This is a genomic window from Stygiolobus sp. CP850M (assembly GCF_037389425.1).
In the GTDB taxonomy this organism is placed as follows: Archaea; Thermoproteota; Thermoprotei_A; order Sulfolobales; family Sulfolobaceae; genus Stygiolobus.
In genome coordinates this window covers 80,647-100,852 of sequence record NZ_JBBHKR010000082.1, presented here as the reverse complement: position 1 = coordinate 100,852, position 20,206 = coordinate 80,647, and the positions used below count along the sequence as shown (strand labels likewise).

The following is a 20,206-nucleotide window of genomic DNA, read 5'->3' as shown; positions in this document are numbered from 1 at the left end:
AGGGTAATAAATTGCTATTTAGATATATGGAAAAACTTCTCAGGTAAAAATCTAATTTAGTCCTTTCTCGGAATTTATATTGTGCTGAATACTATTAAGGTGGGACTTAAACTTTTACCTCACGTCTTACGATTAAGGGATTACCGTTTGAGGACTTTGAAGGGAGAGAAAATAGACGAGGAGAAGATGTATAGAGATGCAGAGAAGTTTCTCAATGTTATCGTGTCTCTAGGACCAGTGTTTATAAAATTCGGCCAAGTTCTGTCAGTACACTCCGATATATTACCAGAGCCCTACCTTAAAGTCCTTTCACGTCTGCAAGATGATGTACCTCCAGCACCTTGGGAAGAGGTGTTTAAGATTATTAAGGAGGACTTAGGTGAGAAATTAAAAGAGTTCGAGATCAATCCTGAACCAATATCTACTGCTAGTATTGGGCAGGTTTATTTGGCCAAGAGAAAAAGTGACGGTAAGACTGTAGTTATCAAGGTTAACAGACCTAGAATTAGGGAGATTGCTGAAGAGGATATAAAGATCATGAGATCACTACTACCCTACACTAAGTTTTTAATGGACGAGTCTTTTTACGAGAGCTTGAGGGCTATAGTTAACGACTTCAGTAGGCGAATTTTTGAGGAGATGGACTTCACGAAAGAAGAGTACTACATGAGGAAAATAAGGGAGGAATTAGCCGATTTCCCAGACGTAATTATCCCCATCCCTTATTTTTCCACAAAGAGAGTACTTGTGATGGAATACATTAAGGGATATAAAGTAACCTCTGAAGAAGCTAAGAAAATTGTAAAACCGTCGGAACTGGCTTACAGAATATTTAAGGTCTTCATGGTAATGCTTCTTGAAAAAGAGTACTTCCACGCGGATCCCCATCCGGGCAATTTAGCTGTAGATGATAATGGAAATTTGATCATTTACGACTTCGGAATGGTAGGGAAAATGGATCACGAAACTAGGCTAAGGCTTTTGAGGGCTTACGTAGCCTTAATACGTCTCGACGGTATAGGACTTGTAAAAGTTTTAGAAGAACTGGGGGCAATTCAACCTGAGGCTGATAGAGAGGTCTTGGCAAAAGGTATAGAATTATTTCTGCAACAGTTTCAGGGAATTACGGCTGAGACCCTTGAAGTAGAGCAGTTTCTTGAGGCTGCAAATGAGGTTTTTTATAGATTTCCCTTAAAGTTACCCGAAAAACTTACACTTTATATAAGAATGACTTCGATTTTAGGAAGCACGTGCCTTCAGATAGATCCAGACTTTAACTTCTTTCTTAACCTACAAAGACTGATAGAAGAGGAAGGTTTAGTCTTTGAGGCGATACTGAGCGACTTCAGGAATACAGTCAATGCCGCAATACGTAAATTCAGATTGTCCATACTGGAAAAACCTATCATAGTTCAAAATAAGAGAAATAGAACTTATGTGAAGGCGATTTCAATATCCTTAGTATTTGCAGGGTTAGTTTACTATTTGATCACCAGGGACTCTACGATACCCCTACTCCTTGGATTACTTGCCCTAGTTTTAGCAACGACCAGAGACTAAAAATTATGTCTGGTATATACTCTTACTTACGCGGAAAGAATACGTAAAGTTAAATCCTTATCTATCATTCTATCTTAATACTGGCTGATCCAGCTATCGGTATCCTTATTGTAAGTACACCGTTTTCATATTTTCCAGTTATTTGAGCGTCTTTAGCCGGAGTAACGGGTAGCTTAATCTCTTTTCTCACATACTTCGGTCTTTGAGTAACGTATTTTACTCCAGGCTCGCTTATGTCCCTCTCTGCTTCTATTATTAGTTCGTTTTGTCCCGTAATTCTTGCCTTAATTTTCTCCTTGCTAAATCCAGCCAGGTCGGCTACGACTACTAAATATCCTCCTTCCTCATACACGTCGACTGGTGGGTAGACTATTTCGAATACGCTTCTACTTAGCTCTTCTGCTCTCTTCCCCAACTCTTTTCCTATGAAATAGGCGAAACTCATCTTCTTCACCTCTTACCTCTTCTCTTCATTAATAGAGAAAGTAATTTGAATATTATATACCATCTGAGTAGACGTCCCATACAATCATTATCATTTTGGTGTTATTTATTCTTTTGTTTTGTAATTACTTAAACCTTGTCCTAGTTGAGTACATGAAAAATTTAAGGTCATTATATAAATGACTTCAGTTTGTGTTATTAATGGTATTATCATATAAAATCTAAGACTTGTTAATACTTCCTATTTTCATTTATAAATGTTACGATATAAGTAAATTAATCGCCTTGATATCAATTACTCTAAGTTCGGATAAATTTACAGTACTCCATTTCTTACAAGAACACAAGAGGGTATTAAGGTCATTTAGAAATATCACAATTACTAAGGATGAAAGAATTTTAATAAAAGGTAGGGAATATCATTTAATTAAAAAGGAAGTAACGCTGTTAGACGTAATTTATACACTTACAAGACCCTCTATTCTCGGAAAGAATACTTTAGTGTTTAGATTTTCAGTACTACCTAAGAACTCAGGGTGTACAGTATCTGTGTCAACAAATCCCGAGAAGTTCGAATACGAGATAGACGAAAAGAAATTCATGGAAGAATTCAGCATTTTTCAAACAGAGGTCTTGGCGGTGTCTAAACCAATCCTTACAATGTCTGTGCCTCGTGACAAAATACCAGAGATTATTGAATTAGCAATTAGTAGGAGTTTAGGTAATATGATACTCCTTTGGTTCTCCTCTAAAGACGATAAATACGTTAGAGTTAAGGTAAAGAACGGAGAACTAGTAGAAAAAATCGGGAACTTTGAAGATATCTCAACAGATCCGGTTAACGTTATTGTTAAACAATTGGCTGAAACTTAATTTACTTTTTCCTTACGAAGATCAGTAATGCTCCTACAATAATCACAATAATTATACCTATGATAGTTATTGCAGGTGTTGATATACCGCTCGTAGAAGAGCTTGATGGTGGTGCGATCATTACGTTACTGACGCTATTATTTCCAAGTGCTGAACTGGTTTGTGATGAGCTTGTCTGAGTAGTTGAGGACTGTGTTGTTGACGCTTGTGGAGCCTGAGTTGAAGTTGTTGTACTCTGGGTAGTTGAGGATTGTGTTGTCGATGTTTGTGAAGAAGTGCTTGAAGTTGTTTGTGAATAAACTATGAAATAGGTTGTGGTCGGATCGTCGTATACAACTACCGTGTTATTTACCACGAAGTAATTAGATGAATTCAGCTCAATTACTTCTCCTGAAACTTCCTTATATACGGTTATGTTCCCTTGCATCATTAAGGTTACGTTAAACACAATACTTCCAGTTGAATTCACCATAACCTCCTGAGCTTGGTGCTGAACACCTTTGATCGTAACTATCGTGGGCTGTACTTGGATAGGCTTAACTATACTTACATTGACAGTCTGGTTGCTTTCAGTAACTACCACTACTTTCATATTTCCAGTTAGGTTTAGGTAAACTAGTGTACCTCCCTCAGTTCCATTAACGTTAACGTTGTGGGACAAGCTAACTAGAGCAGTAGATATAACTTCCCCGTTATTACCTACTAATACTATAACCTCCTTTCCGTTAATATCTACGTCTCCATGACTCTCAACATGGATTTGTGGTACCCTCGCACCTTGGTATATTACGATCTTCTCCTCCCCGAAATACACGTTAGATGTAGATCCTACTGAAAGTTTTAACTGAGTTCCATTAAAGCTTACCATGTGAACATACCCTAAAGCAGTTCCGTTAACTCCGTAAAATTCTACAGTTTCGAAGTTGGCTTTTACATGGCCTATTAAACCTGATTGAGCAAATCCAAGACCTTCACCCTTCCAAATCAAAGAAGCTACTGTAGTTCCATTAAAGTACGATAGTTCAGGTGTTATATTCTCTTGACTCGCCATAAATAATTGTCCGTTTATCTCCGTTGTGAAATTTAACGGCTGGTATCTTTTAGGTAGGTTTATTGGTACTGTTAACTTAACCTCTGTGGTTAAAGTAGAGGTAACACTTTGTATAGTATATAAATTCATTGTAAGATTTACGGTCTCTGGTTGTCCTACTTTAATAGTAACGGGAATGTTAGCTATCTCACTACCGTTGGCGAATTCTAGGTACACTGTTCCCGTACCGTTTATATATGCAAAAGTGTCGACTTTAGTAGAGTTAAACCCAGACCATACGAGTGTGGAAGTTCCACTCCCGTTTACTACTACCCCGATTAAGTTAGGAATGTTAGTGACCACTGTAAGGGTCATGTTAGGGAAAGCTTGTACTGTAACATATCCATTAACAGTGGAGAGTGAGTTTGAGAAGATCATTGTATATGTTGTTATGTTAGCATACACATCAAGTGTTCCTCCCACAGACCCTGTGTAATTAGCTCTTGCTGACTCCACTTTATATACAACTATTGAACCAGAGGCCATAGGCATTATATTTCCTCCAAGTCCGTTTTGAGCACTATAGGAACTGTAATACCTCTCGTAGACCATGTTTACTTGTGCTTTAGATGATGAAGCATGAGAGAGCACTACGTTAGGAGCAAGTAGTAGAGAGGCTAAAAAAGCGAATATTAAGGCGTAAGCGAAAAATTTGTTTCCCCCTTTTTTTATAAATTCAGTTATCATCAATACTACACAATTTGTTTCAACTATAAAAGGTTAATGAGAATATGAAGTTAATGTATTTTCTATGACTTGAATATAAACTTTTCAACTTGTTTCATAGATTTTGGAACACCCAAAGCCTTTCTTTTCCACCAGTTCATTAATAGAAAAACACAGAGTTTTCTAATCTACGTCCTCAAAGTTTATAATCTTTATGAATAATCGTAAATGGTGTTAGGGAAGTTAATTTTTCAAAACCTTCAAAAGTTTGGTTTTCCCTATCCCATAGACAAGTCAGTATGTACGTCTTGGGCAAAGGACATTCCGAAAGGAGGGGAAACGATAATCTACACTTCGTGTATGTATCAGACTGCCTCATTAAGCGATATCTTCTCCAAATTCATTCCATATGCAGAAAAGCTTTCATCGTTATCAGCATTAGCTAAACTAGTAAAACCCTCAAAGGAAGAAATTGATAGGGCATATAGGATATTACAAAATATATCCTTAATGCTGAAGAGAAGAGGAGTTCAGTTCGGATACTTATACGAAAGCGAGCCGTATAGCGGTGCAATATTATTAGAGCTTGGCTATTTAGATGAGTTTGCTGAATACGCTAAGATTGTGACGGACTTCTTTAAGCAAAAAGGTATTAAGAGGATAATCACGGTAGATCCTCACACACATAACGCGTTGCTAAGGTATAAAGAATTCACGAATTTTGACGTAGATGTCGTCAGTTATTTCGAGCTTTTAGGTAACGTTAAAGCTAGGATGCAAGGCGAGATTGTAGTTCACGATTCTTGTTTGTATTCCAGATTTTTAGGAAAGAGAGAAGTCTACAGATCTCTGTTAAATTCCTCAGGAGTGAAACTTGTTGAAGATGAGTTAGTGACCGAGAAAGATACTTCTTATTGTTGTGGAGGACCAATAAAGCCGGTAAACAGAGAGTTAAGCGAGAAAATTGCTAGGCTAAGAGTGGAGCAACTTAAAAGGTTGAGCGAGAACATAGTAGTAGTCTGTCCCATGTGTTATGCAAATTTATCTAAATATCACAAAATCCTCGACTTTGCTGAGGTGGTAGAATGAGCGAATGGGATATTGCAGTTGAAAGAACCATAAACAATAACGTACCTAGAGTTCATAAGATACTATCCCAATACTCTTATATTCAAGACCTTGCAAAGGAGCTCAGAAAGGCTAAGTTAGAGGTTTTGAACAACCTACAAAAATACGTAGAACAGACCATGGAGTCGGTTAAGAGAATGGGGGGTAATGCATATTATGCAACTAACGTGTATGAAGCTAGAGAGATTATAGCGAAGATCGTAGGAAAGAACAAGATAGTGGTTTTTGGGAAATCCATGGTTGCTTACGAGATGAGGTTGAGGGAGTATTTAAAGGAACTAGGTAATGAAGTGTGGGAGACAGACTTAGGTGAGTTTTTAATACAATTAGCTAATGAGCCTCCCTCTCATATAATAGCTCCTGCCATCCATATGACTAGAGAGAGGGTTGCAAAACTCCTCAGGGAGAAGTTAGGAGTAGAGGTAAGTGAAAACGCGACTCATGAGGAGTTAGTAGCAATTGTAAGAAAGTTCCTCAGGGAGAAATTTGTCAATGCTGATGTAGGTATAACCGGGGCTAATGCGATAGCCGCTGACACCGGCTCTATCATTCTTGTCGAAAATGAGGGAAATATAAGGATGTCCACTGTCCTACCCTCAGTGCATATCGCTGTGGCTGGGGTTGAAAAGATAGTACCTACATTTTACCATGCATTGTTAGAAGCTACGGTTCAAGCTGCCTATGCTGGTCTCTATCCACCTACATATATTAACCTAACCTCGGGTCCAAGTTCTACGGGAGATATCGAGATGAAAAGGGTTAGCCCAGCTCACGGACCTAAAGAATTTCACTTAGTCCTCTTAGATAACGGCAGAGTTAAGATAAGCCAAGACAAAGTGTTAAAAGAGGCATTACTTTGTATAAGGTGCGGCAGATGTCATCTCCACTGCCCGGTCTACAGAGTTCTGGGAGTTAATTGGGGAGTTCCTCCTTTTACTGGGCCTATGGGGGCAATGTGGTCTTACATTGTTTACGGTGATACCAAACCGGCGACACTTTGTACCCATTCTGGGAACTGTAAAGAAGCCTGTCCTATGGAAATTAATATACCGGGTGTTTTAGAAAAGATCAAGTGGATAGCGAATGACAAAGAGCGTAATAAGACATGAAAACGGTCTCCTGATAGAGCTCAACAAAAGAGGCGTTGAAGCGATCTTAGTAAACGGAGAGGTCAGTTTAGGGGAATATGATGGTGTTGAGTTCAAGAAAAAACGAGTGAGCGAGGATAAGGCTGAGTTTGTCAGAAAAGTGGTTTCCGAAGTTAGGACAATGATGGAGATCTGTCCTCACGTGATAAGTATAATAATGTCCGACATGTTTTACGTGAAGTTTCTATTCAACGGTAAAGAAGTGGTAGCATTTGTTTCGGAAGATATGATAACCTTTAGTTCTGAAGGAGAAGTGGACGAGGAGTTAAAAGACGAAATCAGAAAATGTGTTGATAGGTTCAAAGAGGTAATTCTAAAAACGCAGAGTGGAAATGAGTGATTATGAAAAAGTGTCCTCGATGTGGATATGAGAATTCAGACAATGCAGTCTTCTGTGAAAAATGCCATTATCCCTTGCCACTTACTCCGCCAAAACTTACTAAATGCCCTAGATGCGGTTATGAGAACCCTGAAGGAGTGATGTTCTGTGAAAAATGTCATTATCCTCTCTTTCAGATTCCAGTGTCTGATGTTCAACAACCGCCAAAAGAGGAGGAGAAACCTAAGATAGTCCTCAAAAGTTCAGACTATACTATGCTCTTGATAGGGAGTGTGATCACGTCTTTCGCTATAGCTCTTTTCTTCTTGTTCTATCCAGATATGAAGATTCTTTATACGGTCTTTAATGTGATGGGGACTGTGTTTCTTATAGTTCCATTTATTAAGGTAAATAAATTATATTGGTCTGCAGTGGTAGGAAGTATCGGAATATTCTTTTTGTCTCCTAATTCCTTAGTAGGAGTACTTTTATTCTCCTTTGGTGGAGTCATAGTCTCTACGGCTTTGAGGGAATTGTATTTAAGCATTAAAGACAACATCGTTCAATTCTCTTCATTACTTCTTTTGTTAGGTTATCTATTCGGTATGTTCATTTTAAACTTTTATATGGTAACTATTTCAGGCTACGCACTCTTAGCTATATATTCAGTCCAGCAAACATTTAAAAAGAATTCAAACCCAGGCTAAAAGTCCTTTGTCTTCTTCTCCTCTATATATTCCTTCAATTGAGATCGGGATCTCGAGCTCCGGCATTAAAGGGTGCTTCTTGATATAAAACCTATAGCCCCACTTGCTACTAGATACCCTTATTATAACGTGCATTGAGTGGTGGTTAAAAGTCCCTCCCTGAGGCAGACCATTAACTTCTCTTGTGAACACCCATACGTTTCTCCTAAGAGCTGAAGTAATTACAGTGTAATCTTTTCTGTGAAAATATGGGTCAATAACTATTACCTCACCTTGAAAACTATCTATTGTAGGTTTTACGTCTTCTGCCTTGAAGGCCCTCCTTATAACTATTTCACCGTAATTTCCGGTTATCCTTTGGAACTTCTTTACAAGAAAAGGATCGAACTTTCCGAACTCTTGTACGATCACTACATTTATTGGTGCTGAAGATGCTACAGCCCTATGGGCTAGGAATAGAACATCCTCCCAATTTCCGTAAAACTCAACTCTTTCATTGCCTTCAAGGATCTTATCAATATTTTCAATTCCTAGCCTCATGTTTTTAAACATGTTTATTAAATAGTGAGGGTGTAAATTGAAATTATTGTAATATTTTCAGCTAACTCTCCGTATTCATAATAAATGAACATACATACTTTTAGTAATCCTTGAGAGAGTAGGACTATGGGCAGGACACTTCCCTCACTTACGCAAGCAATAAAGGAGGAAACCGAGAGGTTAAGAAGAGTAGCGGAACGGGTCAGGGACGAGAGGTTAAGGGAGAAACTCCTCAAAGCCCTTGATCACACTAGGGAGTTACAAGACGCGTTTTACGACGAGATAGCAGACCCTCAAGAGATAGTCCTCCTTACTCTAATCCTTTATATGTGTGGTGAAGATGACAAGAGGATACATCATTGACGTTAAGCCATTAAAGAGGAAACTGAAACTGATATTCGAGAAGGGAGTTGAGGCTGAGATAAGTACTACTTTCCCTTTATACTTAATTCTCGACAACCCTGAGCCATTACTGGAACACCCTGCAGTTGAAAGGTTCGAAGAAGAGAGCTGGTACTTCCCGCCTGATTATAAAAAGAAAGGAACGGTTTATAGGATAGAGATCAATGACTTATCTTATTACGACGACATAGTGAAGAGAGCTAAAGAGAGACTTAGAGCTATCCATGTAAATACTTATCCTTCAGTGCTAACTCAAACCCTCCTCAGGCTAAAGGCATATCCCATGCATCTAATCTCAGTAGAGAACGGTAGAGTAACTCTCTTGGAAGAAGAGGGATCTCTTTCAATGCCGGATTTGAAAATAGCTACGGTAGAGACATATAGCTGGTATGGGTTAAGCGAGAAGGGCGAAAAATACAAGTTATACTTAAATGGGGAGGAGATTGATAGTGGATATACTAAGGACTTTGAATTCAATGAGTTTGTAGACTTAGCTGAGTGTATGGGAGTTACTTGTAAGGGTTTTAGAAAAGTAACGGTTAGAATAGATCTGACTAAAGCATTCCTTAGGGCTAAGGGATTGATGGAGTGGAGTAAGCTTTCTAAGACTTTACTTAGGGAGATAAGATACGCTAAGATAGGTAAAGTAGTTACTACCAATGTCGCAATAAAGGCTTTGAGGAGGAAATACTTAATCCCAGACATTAAGGTTAACGTAGAAAAAGCGAAGACTTTAGACCAATTAACTAGAGCCGACAAGGGTGGTTTGATACTCATACCTAAGCCTGGCTGTTATAATGACGTATACCAGATGGACTTCTCCTCTTTTTACCCGTCTATAATTATTAAGTATAATATATCACCCGAAACAATAGACAAATGTGAAGACGTAAAGACAGATATAGGGCATTCCATTTGCTTCAAGAGAAGGGGAATAGTACCTGAAGCACTTGAGGAAATAGTGAATAGGAAAGAAGCACTTAAAAGAATTGACGAGGAGAGGGTTGAGGCTATTAAGTGGGTACTAGTAGCTTCCTTTGGCTATTTAGGATATAGACACTCCCGTTTCGGCAGGATAGAGGCTTATGAACTCGTCACTTACTTCTCTAGGAAGATCATGAGGGAGGCGATGAAGATAATTGAAAACAATGGTGGCAAGATACTTCATGCTATAGTAGACTCAATATTTTACCAAGGGGATAATGATATCTCATATGAAGTAGAAAAAACTTTAGGTTTTAGGGTAAAGAGTGAGAAGTATAACTGGGTGATCTTTACCCAGAGTAGGGGATATGGTGTCCCTACAAGATACGTTGCTAGATATCCTGACGGGAAGGTAAAGGTAAAGGGTTTGATAAGGGAGAATTTACCATTTGTCGTAAAGAGATTTCTACAAGAATCTGTTAACATATTAGCTGAGGCTGAAACTTGTGAACAAGCTAGGGAGAAAATCGTTGAGGTAGACTTAATGAAAGAGGAATTGTTAAGTAAATTAGAGCCTCAGGATTTCGTAATAAAAATTAAAGACAGAGCGTATCTAAGAGGATCCAATGGATTTTATAATGCAGAGCTGGGTTATAGTGGTGTTAATTTAGAGTATTATCGAGACTATGTGAACAGATGGGAAGAAATTTTACTATCCCCACTTTATATTATGAACGGATGATGAGCTTGACCGAGCTCGAAAAGGTGAGATAAGGCCAGCATCCTGACCTTGTTTACGAATTTTAAATTAGAAAAAAGTGTTTTATATTTATTCAATAACTTTATTAAATTAAGGAAAAATACACGCCAGTCTAAATTATATTTATTCATGTTTTTATAATCCGATTATAAAAAGCATCAAATAAGATCCGTAAGCAAGATATAAAATTTTATAAGAGATTCAGTATTTCTTTAAATCTTAAAAAATTAAAAAACTTTATTATTATTAATATTATAAGGAAGTAGCTAAATATTTATATTATTCAATGATTTAACAATAAGATATGTTATCATCTACCGTTTTTATATTCTATTTTTTTGAATTGATCTAGCAATGTTTTCAATTCGTTCTTTTTAGCCTTTATCTGTTGTAAAACTTCAAGTGCTTGTTTCCCTTTTTGAGTTAGATAATATGAATTATCCTTCCTTATTAAATATCCTTTATTCTCTAACTCAGGTAAGTATTTTTTGGCTACTTCATATGTTATCCCTGCAGCATACATCAATCTAGTCTTGTTGACTCCGTCTTCTTTGCAGGCTGAAAGAATATCTGCAATTATGTCATATTTATCTCTCTTTCTCTTGTTAAACTCTAGCATATAATAAATAAAAACAAACATATATTTAAAAATTTTTACTAGATTCAGTACATGTAAATAACATATCAAATATCTTTTTTAGATTGATAATACTGTGAGTAGCTTAAAGTGATAGAATTTTTTGAACTAAACTAGTTTAGAATCTACTAAAAAGTAAAATTAAAACATATTATTTAAAAAAAGAACTAGTATCAAAATTCAGCATTAATAAATCTTTCTCTTTAGAATATTGAAAGTTGGACTCTCGAAACTGGCTATAACCGTACTTTTATTATAAAATTGCTTATTAAGTATATACTCCAATTTCTGAGAGGAAAGTTTATAATTAAAATCCAGATATCAAGAGAAACTTCTATCTCTACGTAAAATTTTGGATAGTTATTGAGTTTTGTGGTCCAAGCTCTTTTTCATCAAGAAGTCTATTTAAGCATTTCTAACGTAATCTATCGTCAGCTCGATTTATATAGTCTTTTTCGGTGCTTTACGTAAACCACGTTTTTCTTAAGGTAAAAATGATTTAGTAGTTGAAATAAAATTTAATAAAAGCGCACCAATAGTGATGTAATAAGATGTCTATGGAACCTTTAAGTAGAGAAAATAAACGAATGCTTAGGGTTTTGGGTATTAACAGTGACGATTTTATTGTTAGGAGGATATCAGTACGTCTTATAGGAGATTACGAAAAGTTTTTCAGAAATATTATTCCTGAAAACATAGAAGAGATAATTTTGTTAATATCACCTAAAATTAATGGAGAGGAAATTATAACGAGTTTGAACAAGTCCTTCAAAGAGATTCCTATCTTTTTAATTCAATCAGACTCATTGGCTGAAGACGAGATAATAGTAATAACTAGATAGTAACTTCCTCTCCGCCTTGGAAGGGTCGAGGGTTCCCTTCCAGAGGGTTCATCGTTCCCACTATCGATTCGGGTTTACATCTCTCATCTGGTGGGCAGTCGAGTGGCTCAGAGAACCACTCCCATTTGAAAGGGGGACTTTTATTGTTAAGCTCTAGTCCCTTGAAGGAAAGAGGCGTCACTGCTTGCTCCTCCCACAGTCCCATTAAGCCCTCAATCGAGTTGGGGAGGAGCGTCATTAGCGCCACTAAGAGAAATTTTGGCAAAGAAAGTATTTAAACACGGGGCTATCCATCCCTGCTGGCGAGACTTTCCGCCCCCTTAACCCCTTTCTTTGTAACTTACTTAATTGATTATATTCTGAAATAAAAAGGAGGAATAAGATAATAGTATACATGGACTTTAATTTATCCGAGGAAGAAAAACTACTAAAGGATAATATACATGAATTTTTGCAGAAGAAATTAAGGCCTATAATGAGGACCATAGATCAAGAGGAGAGAATTCCAAGGGAATTCGTGAGAGAGGCTGGAAAGATGGGTATATGGGGAGCAGTTTTCTCGAAAGACGTAGGGGGTTTGCAACTTTCCATGACTTCAGCAGTAATAATTGCTGAAGAACTTGGGTGGGCAGATTTTTCTCTTGCCACAGGTGTAATGTATGTTTTAGAGGAGGGATGGGGTTATGTTCTTGACAGATTGGGTAATAGTGAGTTAAGGCAAGAAGTACTCCCTAAAGTTGTTGAGGGAGATTATTTCTTAGGAGTAGCATCTACGGAGCCTGCTGGAGGAAGTGATGTAGCTTCCATTAGGACTCAAGCTATAAAGAAGGACGGGAATTACGTTATCAGGGGTCAGAAGATATACATAAGTGGGGCATTAGAGGCAAAGGGATGGGGAGGAGGTCATCTAGTTCTGGCAAAGACTAATCCTCAAGAAAAGCATAAAGGAATTTCGATAATTTATGTTCCAACTACGGACGAAAGAGTCAGGGTAACAAAGATAAATAATATGGGCAGAATGGGAATCTCAACGGCAATCGTGAACTATGAGGACGTAAGTGTTCCTCAGAAAAACTTGGTAGGAGAAGAGAACAAAGGGTTTTATCATGCAATGGAAGGATTTAACCATGCTAGAGTTTTAGTCGCCGGAATTTGTTTAGGAGCAGCTAAAGCCATTCTTGATCAGGGCATTGAATACATTAAGAATAGAGAGGTATTTGGCCAGAAACTTAAGGATTTTCAGGCTATTGCATTTGAGGCTGCGGAGTTATATACGCGTCTTGAAATGGCAAGACTTTTGACTTACAAGGCTGCATGGGCGTTAGACAAGGGCGTTAAAGATGCGCATGTAATAGTTGCCATGGCTAAGTTGTCGGCTCCACAAGTGGCCCTAGATATAGCTAAATCCGTGATGATGTGGATGGGAGGATATGGGTATAGTAAAGATGCTTTAATAGAAGCTGGCTTTAGGGGTATTGTAAGTTACCTAGTTGGCGCAGAGGGTGCAATGAACATAATGAAGCTGATAATTTCTAGGGGGATCCTCGCATAATTTTTTTTAATATAAAAATTCTATTATCTCTATCCAAATTTCCTATTTAAAATAATTAAAGTAAACAAAGTTAAAGAATTTTTATCTTGTTTTAAGAGTTTATGTAGAGCTAATAGATGTTTTTAAACAACTTTAACTCTCATTACTTGACGTTAATTTCTCACTATTCCTAAATCAAATCCCATTCTGTTAACCTCATTTAAAGTATCTCTTACGGTCTTTATAAGTGAGTTAAATGACGCTTTGTACTCATTTACAAGGCTTAATAATAATTCTTCGAATCTACTTCCTTTTATATCAAGAATAAAAGTCTCTACTATTTTTGTTGTTTTTTCCACTTCCTTTTCGGTGCTATTAATATATTCAAGGCTTGACCTTAAAGTCTTAATGTAATCACTCGCTATCTGTCTCTTAGTCTCGTCATCAAGACCTGAAGAAGATACGAGGGAGTAATAAAGTGTTTCTACTAACTTCTGAAACTTTCTGAAGTCTGAGATCTCCCTTAAGAGTTTTAATCCTAATCTATAGACAGATATTTCATCAGATGTAGTAAGCTGGTTCACCATAATTACTCTTCTCTTTAAGGTATCTATGTTATTTACGGTTTCGGTTACTGAAATAGCTTCGTCAATCATGTGTTTGATTATTTTCATTAAACTCTTTAGAGAGGAATATATAGGGAAAACATTACCTACATCCTCTATTTTAAGTGTGTTCTTTACTGAATTTATGATCATTTCTATTTCATTCTCTAATATTTCGTATTGTTGTTTTATCTTTAATATCTCCTCCTTTACATTCTCTATTGTGTGATAAAGTTTAACCAGAGTTTCGATGCTTCCCGAAAACTCGGGATACTGCATAAAAACTATACTACTGTAAAGCCTGCCTAGCAAAATTCCAGTAGAGGATAAGGTCTTATTATAGCTCACAAAAAGTTGTGTTAGTTTTTCGTTTATCTCTCTAACGTACTTAGTGTCGTCATTTCTCCAGCTCATAATATTAATATTAATCATAAAGATAATATTTGATAACTAGTGTTTCGTCAATAGAGATTGTTGAAAATTATATCTAATTCTAGTAGATTATTAAGACTAAATTTTGTTTATTTTACTGGCGTTATTAAAAATATTTTAATTCTACATCAACAATTAGTGAACATTTTATCAGCTGTAATTATATACACTCTATTTCCTGTTTCAGATATCTTCTTTATTTCATCAAGAATTTCCGCCTTTTTCTCCTCAGTTTGATACTCCTCCGGGTATTCAATGATTATTATAGCATTCTTAGCCTTGGAAATCAAAGCCTTCAGGACAGCGAACGATAACGTAGAAGGTTCTTTTACCTCCGTGTTGTTCTTCAGTACTCTGCCCTCCTTAGTTAACTTTAATCCATCACCTAGGTCTCTATCACCTAGCTTCTTCAATTTATGTATTGTCATCCTACATTTCTCTGAGAACAGTTGAGCTTCTTCCTCATTATTGAGAGCGGAAAAAGAGGCTGAAAGAATAAAAGGCCTAGCATAAGGCACATAAATCAGTTCACTCACTCCCTCTTTCTTTATGAACTCCTCTCTGACGTCATATAGGATCGGTTCTAGAATACTTTCAATGAGGGATTGGGATATGTCGGTGAGTTGTTGATGAATACCAATGGCTTTTTGATTTGTCTCCCTAGCTGTGACTACCAGTACTTTATTCAGTTCGTCCGCACTTATCTCTCTGTTGAAGCCTTTATTTTCCAACGGCAGTTTTATGTTTACTTCTGTATGTAAATTGCCACTGCTCACTTCCATTTTTGCGTTGAGGAAGAAGTTCTTTACACCTGTATACCGTGATAAATCAATGGAAATCGAGTTACTTGAGACATTTTCCAATTCGAAACCAGTGAACCGTCTGATCACATCCGATACTCTAATATCAAACAGTAAAGACTCTTTTAGCCTGATTACTCCATCTACAACAGTTAACTCTAAGGTCGTATTTAATGAAGGTATTACAGACGGTAAGATGTAGGAAGGATTAGCATTTCTGAACGCTAATTCTCTGTAAACTGATGCTACCTCAAATAACGTAAAGTAAAGCTTCCTTATTAAGTCTTCATACGCTCTTTCAAGTCTGAAATTCAACTCCCACGATACTTTCTTTTTGATATTCTCTAAGCCTTCATCATCAAGTATTTTATACTTCTCGATTAAATCACTTAAGTCCTTATATCCGTAGAATATATAACATGTCATAAAAGCTAGTTGTAATCATTAAAAATAAAAAAGTGTTATGAAGTTTCTAACTCTTTGAAATAAGAATAAAACTGTCAAATAGAATTGAGTAAGTATGTGGTGGTGGAAATATTACTTTATGTCTTTCATGGTTATCCTACTGACTGAAACGCTGATATCGTTGATAGTTCCTTCAACAGTTGTTAATACTCTCGCTGAACTAGTTTTAGCATTTTTAATATGGTATCTGCTATCTCCCTATATAATGATATCGGCACTCAGAATTAAAGAGGTAAAGGATGAAAACTTGTTAAGGTTAGCAAGCTATTCAGCCGCTCTCTTAGGTGTTAAACGCGTAAAGGTTTATGAAATTCAGTCAAGTTATCTGAACGCTCTGGCTTTTGGAAACGTGTTCTTCAACGCCGTAGCATTGACTAAACCTTTAATTGAGGGTTTAAATGATAAAGAACTTGTTGCCGTTCTAGCTCATGAGTTCGCACATATAAAGAACAAAGATACGGAGATCCAGTGGTTTTACATCCTAGCAGTTAACATTGTGTACGCTTTACTATCATTTTATATGCTTCCCTTAGGGCTATTTGCACTCGCTTTAGGAATAATAAGTATGTTCTATTTTCATAGATATTTGGAGAAAAAAGCTGATATCACCGCTGCGAGTACAACCCAGTGGATATCGGAGTACTTATCATATGCTCTAATTAAAATCGCGTATCTCTCCACTACTCTACCGACGTCGATGCTTAAATATTTTCCCGAATTTCAGTTACTCTTCATTAAACAAAGCCTGCTCGGAAGTAAGGAGAGGGAGAAATTCTTTTCCACTCATCCCAGCCTGAATGAAAGGTTAAGATATCTAGAGGACATATCGCGACGTTGGGGTAAAAACTATTTTATGTGAGCGTATCTACTCCAGTAAAGCTTACCCTCCTTTCTGATCTCTATAACCCTGTGTAATGGTATGACGTCCTCAGTGTCCCTTAGGTAAATGTATGTGTTGTCAACCCTCTCTATTCTTTCAAAAGGTATTTCAGAACTTCCTTTAGCCCTATCCCTTATTACTAGGATGAACTTCGACTTTTCCTTCTCGCTCCATAGTACTCTGTTTATAGCGTCCTTTATTCTCAAGCTAGACCACTAGAGAGTTCTTTACTTATACTTATAGCTTCAAGCTTAGAGTCGTGTAGGACAGTTATAAAGTCCTTTAACACGTTAAATGATATGTAGAATAGACCTTTCGTCACTCTTTTTGAGTAGTTGTCTACTATCGAGATGTATGTTGGTAATATATCGCTTGTAATGCTACTAAATATCACTCCTATTGAATTATCTAAAACCGTTTGACTCGTGCTTTCAACCCTGAAAAAGCTCTGCACTCCACCAGGTATTTTGAGAATAGCATAATACGCATACCTGGTAGGTAGGTCTTTTGATGCCAGTACTACTTGGTCGATATCTTCTCTCTTGACGTCAATTTCGCTCTTTATCTCTAAAGGTCCTATAAGGCAGAGACCTATTACGGAACTGCAGTGCGTTTCTGAGATGAGTTCTAGTATTTCTGCGTCAGATAAGTCAGGGATATCGGTAGATCCTATTAATTTTGTTATGCAAGGAATCCTCCTTAACTTTCTAGAATTCTCCAACCTCTTGACTACCCCTACTACGTCTTTCCCCTTTATCAAGTCCAGTCTTTCTTTAATTAGTGTTGCATATGCCCATCTGTGGGTTATTCTCCCCCAGTGCTTGATCTTGTCCTTTTCTTCTGGTACTCCGAACTGGAATGAATAGCTCAACTCTATAGGAGTCGGGAAAAGGGGACCGTCTATGACTAGTAATTTCTCTTTGCTGACTTGCCGTATGAGTATGTTTTCAGCCTCAAGCCTTAATTCATCTGCAACGTCGTCCAAGTGGTACAAGCTTTCCCTCTTAACCCCTTCTTTTGTCTCCACGTTAACTTCATCTAGTGCAAACTCGTAACCTACTACATTATGAAAAGCTAAACTAGGAGAATGTAGGGAGTTCTTCAGTGTCCTAATAAGCTCAAGATAAGATGCGATACCCAAATATCTCCCGCCCGTGTCGAATGGAAAGACTATCTTGTCCCTTTCCGTGGAGTAAAGGGCACCTCCTACAACGACCAGATCTAGGAAAGTAGTCCTGAGAATTTTACTAGAAGTGTCAATTGAAGCAACCGAGTAATCTGAACCACCAGGAGAGAATACGTCCACCCTCTTTATCTTGTCATCTATAAGCTGTAAACTCTCTTTACTGTCTCCCAGTGATTCCTTAGGAGTATAATTGGGCATAATGTTCTTTATTTTTCCCTTGAACTTACTTACTTCAATTCCCAACCTCAGTAACTCTAATTGAATGTCGGCCTCACTTTTAGACATTATTTCTACTATCTCGAGTAGGTTTTTAATTAATATTACGACATGTTGGTCTGAGAAGCTGAGGATAATTTAAGCTTTCCGCAAACGTCCATCTCCCTTATGTCGTTTGCACTGAGCTTTCCTATTTCTTCGCTCTTTCTTATTTCTGGTCTACTCCCCGTATATTCGGACTTGAGAATAACCCACGCGTTTATCAGAGTTCTGTTTATCCAGTTGTCCAAGTTTATATCAAACGGGAAATGGGTTTGCTCTAGAAATACTAACAAACTTTCTATTTCCTCGTTGTTAGCACTCCTTACGTGCCACTTTATTTTCCTACTTCCCACGTACTTTTCCCCTTTTCCGGGAATCAGTATCATTCCCATGGCCCCTTTTACCCTATAAGTCGACGTATCTACACTGTCTGCGTTGTAGAACACTCTCCTCATAAAGGGTGATCCGGCTCCCATAACGTGTAAGTTCTTTATCTTATTCCTAAGGTAATGGTAAATTGCTATTACTGTAGTCCTACCAATTCCCCTATGGAGGAGGGGTGGAACTACACCACCATAGGCGATTAGCTTCGGGGGATGGGAACTGTAAAAGTCTAAGGCTTTGTCAATATGATCGAAAGGATAAGCGTGAATAACGGGGATCACATCAAGTTCAGCCTCGTAAAGTTTAAGGTAATAGTCGAAGGTCTCCTTCGCAGGCGGTGAACAAACTGGTGTAGGGATGTCAAGAGATATAAAGTAGTCTCCTTTTACTTGTTTATACTTGTTGATTACTTCTTTCACGTCAATTTTGATCCCCTTCTTCATTATTTGATATCCACCGCTGTCAACCCAAGTTTCATTCTCCCAAGTCCTCTCAATCGTCCGTAACTGGTTAATCATAATTGGTGAGCCTAATTTCCAGATAGGGATTCTATCGTCAGGCATGCCCAGTATTACTTTCATTAAGAGAAATAATAGTAATACCAGGTTATAAAGTACTACTGAAGGTATTACAAAACCAAATAGCTTAGTATTATTTTAAAACCTCTATATAGTACGACGATGTCTCAACCATAGAAGTATACGACTGAGTGTTAAATTCACTAAGGTATTATAATAAAACTAAACTGAGTAGCCGTTGACAACAGTTTCAGATGAACCGTGAATTTTATGTCATTTGATATTATTTAACATTCCTAGCTCTTCTCATGAGAGTTTATAAATTTTATAGTCACATACTAAAATGTAGAAGAGAGCCCTACAGTGAACTCGATGAGCAATGTGAGGGGGAGGATGGGTTCGATGAGGCTCCCTATGTCCTTGAAGGGAGTGGTTCAACTACCGCTCCCGTAGACGGCATGGGGAGCCGGACAAGGGGAATGAGGACGAGAGGTTGAATACAAATTCATGAAACCTCAATGAAAGTCCGACCCCTAACTATTCCTCTAGTCATAATCCCTCAGATAGTTTAAGAGCCTTTAGAGACGCCTCCTTTATACTCCTGAAAGCTAGTCTTCCGTAAGGCAGTAGTTCGATCTTAACTCCAGATAATTTAGACGCTTCGCTTAAAACACTAAAGTGGTGTTTGGGCAAAACTGCTATTATATGTTGGTGGTATGACTCTAATACTTTTAATGCAGTAGTCAACAGTCGAACGAATTCTTCCCTCTCCTCTCTAGTCATCTTCGAAGGAGGGTAATCATAATCACTAAATGGGTAACAGTCTTCAAATTCCCTGGGTACTAAAAGCATGGGTTCCGAAACACTGTACAACTGTACTTTGTCCTTGACTATACTCTCAGCTATTATATGCGTAGGGGAATTATGGTAAGGTTTTTTCTCAGTACATGGTAGGAGTAAAGCTACTCTCTTTTTCGACCTCCACTTTGTGAACAAGTAGTTATGCCATTCTATGACAGAAGGGTGTTTAAAAGGGTCAATGCCGTCCTCCTTAACTACTCTCCCGCGATAGGTTATCGGCGGACAGATCACATTCTAGTCATTGTA

The 20,206-nt window shown here is 37.5% G+C and carries 23 protein-coding genes; 12 read left to right on the top strand and 11 right to left on the bottom strand.

Features of this window, described 5'->3' with window-relative positions:
- Positions 1-78 precede the first annotated feature (78 nt).
- Complete coding sequence (locus tag WIW89_RS10925) at positions 79-1,560, top strand: ABC1 kinase family protein (RefSeq protein WP_337720806.1); 1,482 nt, start codon at positions 79-81, stop codon at positions 1,558-1,560.
- A gap of 64 nt (positions 1,561-1,624) precedes the next feature.
- Here WIW89_RS10925 and hsp14 read toward each other — a convergent pair whose 3' ends face one another.
- Positions 1,625-2,005 carry an archaeal heat shock protein Hsp14 gene (gene hsp14 / locus WIW89_RS10920; RefSeq protein WP_337709003.1) on the bottom strand — a complete coding sequence of 127 codons (381 nt, stop codon included), beginning with the start codon at positions 2,003-2,005 and terminating at the stop codon, positions 1,625-1,627.
- Between the two features lie 227 nt (positions 2,006-2,232).
- Between hsp14 and WIW89_RS10915 the strand changes: the two genes are divergently transcribed.
- Positions 2,233-2,877, top strand: a complete 645-nt coding sequence (locus WIW89_RS10915; protein ID WP_337720790.1) for a hypothetical protein — start codon at positions 2,233-2,235, stop codon at positions 2,875-2,877.
- A gap of 1 nt (position 2,878) precedes the next feature.
- Here WIW89_RS10915 and WIW89_RS10910 read toward each other — a convergent pair whose 3' ends face one another.
- Positions 2,879-4,654 (bottom strand): hypothetical protein, encoded by a 1,776-nt coding sequence (locus tag WIW89_RS10910; protein WP_337720789.1) that lies wholly within the window; start codon positions 4,652-4,654, stop codon positions 2,879-2,881.
- Positions 4,655-4,864: 210 nt separating this feature from the next.
- On the opposite strand from WIW89_RS10910, the gene WIW89_RS10905 reads away from it, so the two are divergent.
- Genes WIW89_RS10905 through WIW89_RS10890 form a run of 4 tightly spaced genes read left to right on the top strand, consistent with a single transcriptional unit; the run spans position 4,865 to position 7,935 of the window.
- A complete protein-coding gene (locus tag WIW89_RS10905) occupies positions 4,865-5,722 on the top strand; it encodes a heterodisulfide reductase-related iron-sulfur binding cluster (RefSeq protein WP_443294748.1) in 858 nt (285 codons plus the stop codon).
- The gene (locus WIW89_RS10900) at positions 5,719-6,870 is read left to right on the top strand and encodes a lactate utilization protein B (RefSeq protein WP_337720788.1); all 1,152 of its coding nucleotides are present in this window, start codon (positions 5,719-5,721) and stop codon (positions 6,868-6,870) included. Before WIW89_RS10905 ends, WIW89_RS10900 begins: the two co-directional genes overlap by 4 nt.
- Positions 6,845-7,249 carry a hypothetical protein gene (locus WIW89_RS10895; RefSeq protein WP_337720787.1) on the top strand — a complete coding sequence of 135 codons (405 nt, stop codon included), beginning with the start codon at positions 6,845-6,847 and terminating at the stop codon, positions 7,247-7,249. Before WIW89_RS10900 ends, WIW89_RS10895 begins: the two co-directional genes overlap by 26 nt.
- A gap of 2 nt (positions 7,250-7,251) precedes the next feature.
- Complete coding sequence (locus WIW89_RS10890; protein ID WP_337720786.1) at positions 7,252-7,935, top strand: zinc ribbon domain-containing protein; 684 nt, start codon at positions 7,252-7,254, stop codon at positions 7,933-7,935.
- Here WIW89_RS10890 and WIW89_RS10885 read toward each other — a convergent pair.
- Positions 7,921-8,475, bottom strand: coding sequence for a hypothetical protein (locus WIW89_RS10885; RefSeq protein WP_337720785.1), 555 nt, complete (start codon positions 8,473-8,475; stop codon positions 7,921-7,923). The genes WIW89_RS10890 and WIW89_RS10885 overlap by 15 nt on opposite strands.
- A 126-nt stretch (positions 8,476-8,601) precedes the next feature.
- On the opposite strand from WIW89_RS10885, the gene WIW89_RS10880 reads away from it, so the two are divergent.
- Both WIW89_RS10880 and WIW89_RS10875 read left to right on the top strand, forming a co-directional pair.
- Entirely contained in the window at positions 8,602-8,838 is a 237-nt protein-coding gene (locus WIW89_RS10880; protein WP_337701687.1) for a DNA polymerase II, read from the top strand.
- On the top strand, positions 8,816-10,543 hold the full coding sequence (locus WIW89_RS10875) for a DNA polymerase domain-containing protein (RefSeq protein ID WP_337720784.1): 1,728 nt from the start codon (positions 8,816-8,818) through the stop codon (positions 10,541-10,543). The genes WIW89_RS10880 and WIW89_RS10875 overlap by 23 nt, the downstream gene beginning before the upstream one ends.
- Before the next feature lie 328 nt (positions 10,544-10,871).
- On the opposite strand, the gene WIW89_RS10870 is transcribed toward WIW89_RS10875, so the two are convergent.
- A complete protein-coding gene (locus WIW89_RS10870) occupies positions 10,872-11,180 on the bottom strand; it encodes a winged helix-turn-helix domain-containing protein (protein WP_337720783.1) in 309 nt (102 codons plus the stop codon).
- A 569-nt stretch (positions 11,181-11,749) separates the two neighbouring features.
- On the opposite strand from WIW89_RS10870, the gene WIW89_RS10865 reads away from it, so the two are divergent.
- Positions 11,750-12,040, top strand: a complete 291-nt coding sequence (locus tag WIW89_RS10865; protein ID WP_337720782.1) for a DUF4898 domain-containing protein — start codon at positions 11,750-11,752, stop codon at positions 12,038-12,040.
- Here WIW89_RS10865 and WIW89_RS10860 read toward each other — a convergent pair.
- Complete coding sequence (locus tag WIW89_RS10860) at positions 12,033-12,287, bottom strand: hypothetical protein (RefSeq protein ID WP_337720781.1); 255 nt, start codon at positions 12,285-12,287, stop codon at positions 12,033-12,035. The two genes, WIW89_RS10865 and WIW89_RS10860, sit on opposite strands and share 8 nt — an antisense overlap.
- A gap of 147 nt (positions 12,288-12,434) precedes the next feature.
- Between WIW89_RS10860 and WIW89_RS10855 the strand changes: the two genes are divergently transcribed.
- Positions 12,435-13,592: an acyl-CoA dehydrogenase family protein gene (locus WIW89_RS10855; protein ID WP_337720780.1), complete on the top strand. Its 1,158-nt coding sequence runs from the start codon at positions 12,435-12,437 to the stop codon at positions 13,590-13,592.
- Positions 13,593-13,744: 152 nt separating this feature from the next.
- Here the strand turns inward: WIW89_RS10855 and WIW89_RS10850 are convergent, their stop codons facing one another.
- Together WIW89_RS10850 and WIW89_RS10845 are read right to left on the bottom strand one after the other, a co-directional pair.
- Positions 13,745-14,590 carry a hypothetical protein gene (locus tag WIW89_RS10850; RefSeq protein WP_337720779.1) on the bottom strand — a complete coding sequence of 282 codons (846 nt, stop codon included), beginning with the start codon at positions 14,588-14,590 and terminating at the stop codon, positions 13,745-13,747.
- A 146-nt stretch (positions 14,591-14,736) separates the two neighbouring features.
- Positions 14,737-15,834 carry a hypothetical protein gene (locus WIW89_RS10845; protein WP_337720778.1) on the bottom strand — a complete coding sequence of 366 codons (1,098 nt, stop codon included), beginning with the start codon at positions 15,832-15,834 and terminating at the stop codon, positions 14,737-14,739.
- Between the two features lie 94 nt (positions 15,835-15,928).
- Here WIW89_RS10845 and WIW89_RS10840 point away from each other — a divergent pair, with 94 nt between their 5' ends.
- Positions 15,929-16,732: a M48 family metallopeptidase gene (locus WIW89_RS10840; RefSeq protein WP_337720777.1), complete on the top strand. Its 804-nt coding sequence runs from the start codon at positions 15,929-15,931 to the stop codon at positions 16,730-16,732.
- Here WIW89_RS10840 and WIW89_RS10835 read toward each other — a convergent pair.
- From WIW89_RS10835 to WIW89_RS10825, 3 genes are read right to left on the bottom strand one after another with little or no spacing between them, the layout of a single operon-like run.
- Positions 16,720-16,959, bottom strand: coding sequence for a DUF504 domain-containing protein (locus WIW89_RS10835; RefSeq protein ID WP_337720776.1), 240 nt, complete (start codon positions 16,957-16,959; stop codon positions 16,720-16,722). The two genes, WIW89_RS10840 and WIW89_RS10835, sit on opposite strands and share 13 nt — an antisense overlap.
- Complete coding sequence (locus WIW89_RS10830) at positions 16,956-18,224, bottom strand: DNA double-strand break repair nuclease NurA (RefSeq protein WP_337720775.1); 1,269 nt, start codon at positions 18,222-18,224, stop codon at positions 16,956-16,958. Before WIW89_RS10830 ends, WIW89_RS10835 begins: the two co-directional genes overlap by 4 nt.
- 35 nt (positions 18,225-18,259) lie before the next feature.
- A complete protein-coding gene (locus WIW89_RS10825; RefSeq protein WP_337720774.1) occupies positions 18,260-19,162 on the bottom strand; it encodes a hypothetical protein in 903 nt (300 codons plus the stop codon).
- A gap of 245 nt (positions 19,163-19,407) precedes the next feature.
- Between WIW89_RS10825 and WIW89_RS10820 the strand changes: the two genes are divergently transcribed.
- Entirely contained in the window at positions 19,408-19,596 is a 189-nt protein-coding gene (locus WIW89_RS10820; protein ID WP_337720773.1) for a hypothetical protein, read from the top strand.
- A 52-nt stretch (positions 19,597-19,648) separates the two neighbouring features.
- Here WIW89_RS10820 and WIW89_RS10815 read toward each other — a convergent pair whose 3' ends face one another.
- Complete coding sequence (locus tag WIW89_RS10815) at positions 19,649-20,191, bottom strand: DUF5591 domain-containing protein (RefSeq protein ID WP_337702221.1); 543 nt, start codon at positions 20,189-20,191, stop codon at positions 19,649-19,651.
- Positions 20,192-20,206 lie beyond the last annotated feature (15 nt).

What these genes read in the sequence shown, in the direction of transcription:
- hsp14 (WP_337709003.1), bottom strand. Translation starts at nt 2,005, where the DNA reads ATGAGTTTCGCCTATTTCATAGGAAAAGAGTTGGGGAAGAGAGCAGAA.
- WIW89_RS10910 (WP_337720789.1), bottom strand. Translation starts at nt 4,654, where the DNA reads ATGATAACTGAATTTATAAAAAAAGGGGGAAACAAATTTTTCGCTTAC.
- WIW89_RS10900 (WP_337720788.1), top strand. Translation starts at nt 5,719, where the DNA reads ATGAGCGAATGGGATATTGCAGTTGAAAGAACCATAAACAATAACGTA.
- WIW89_RS10895 (WP_337720787.1), top strand. Translation starts at nt 6,845, where the DNA reads ATGACAAAGAGCGTAATAAGACATGAAAACGGTCTCCTGATAGAGCTC.
- WIW89_RS10890 (WP_337720786.1), top strand. Translation starts at nt 7,252, where the DNA reads ATGAAAAAGTGTCCTCGATGTGGATATGAGAATTCAGACAATGCAGTC.
- WIW89_RS10885 (WP_337720785.1), bottom strand. Translation starts at nt 8,475, where the DNA reads ATGAGGCTAGGAATTGAAAATATTGATAAGATCCTTGAAGGCAATGAA.
- WIW89_RS10880 (WP_337701687.1), top strand. Translation starts at nt 8,602, where the DNA reads ATGGGCAGGACACTTCCCTCACTTACGCAAGCAATAAAGGAGGAAACC.
- WIW89_RS10875 (WP_337720784.1), top strand. Translation starts at nt 8,816, where the DNA reads ATGACAAGAGGATACATCATTGACGTTAAGCCATTAAAGAGGAAACTG.
- WIW89_RS10870 (WP_337720783.1), bottom strand. Translation starts at nt 11,180, where the DNA reads ATGCTAGAGTTTAACAAGAGAAAGAGAGATAAATATGACATAATTGCA.
- WIW89_RS10865 (WP_337720782.1), top strand. Translation starts at nt 11,750, where the DNA reads ATGTCTATGGAACCTTTAAGTAGAGAAAATAAACGAATGCTTAGGGTT.
- WIW89_RS10855 (WP_337720780.1), top strand. Translation starts at nt 12,435, where the DNA reads ATGGACTTTAATTTATCCGAGGAAGAAAAACTACTAAAGGATAATATA.
- WIW89_RS10850 (WP_337720779.1), bottom strand. Translation starts at nt 14,590, where the DNA reads ATGAGCTGGAGAAATGACGACACTAAGTACGTTAGAGAGATAAACGAA.
- WIW89_RS10845 (WP_337720778.1), bottom strand. Translation starts at nt 15,834, where the DNA reads ATGACATGTTATATATTCTACGGATATAAGGACTTAAGTGATTTAATC.
- WIW89_RS10840 (WP_337720777.1), top strand. Translation starts at nt 15,929, where the DNA reads ATGTGGTGGTGGAAATATTACTTTATGTCTTTCATGGTTATCCTACTG.
- WIW89_RS10830 (WP_337720775.1), bottom strand. Translation starts at nt 18,224, where the DNA reads ATGTCTAAAAGTGAGGCCGACATTCAATTAGAGTTACTGAGGTTGGGA.
- WIW89_RS10825 (WP_337720774.1), bottom strand. Translation starts at nt 19,162, where the DNA reads ATGAAAGTAATACTGGGCATGCCTGACGATAGAATCCCTATCTGGAAA.
- WIW89_RS10820 (WP_337720773.1), top strand. Translation starts at nt 19,408, where the DNA reads ATGAGAGTTTATAAATTTTATAGTCACATACTAAAATGTAGAAGAGAG.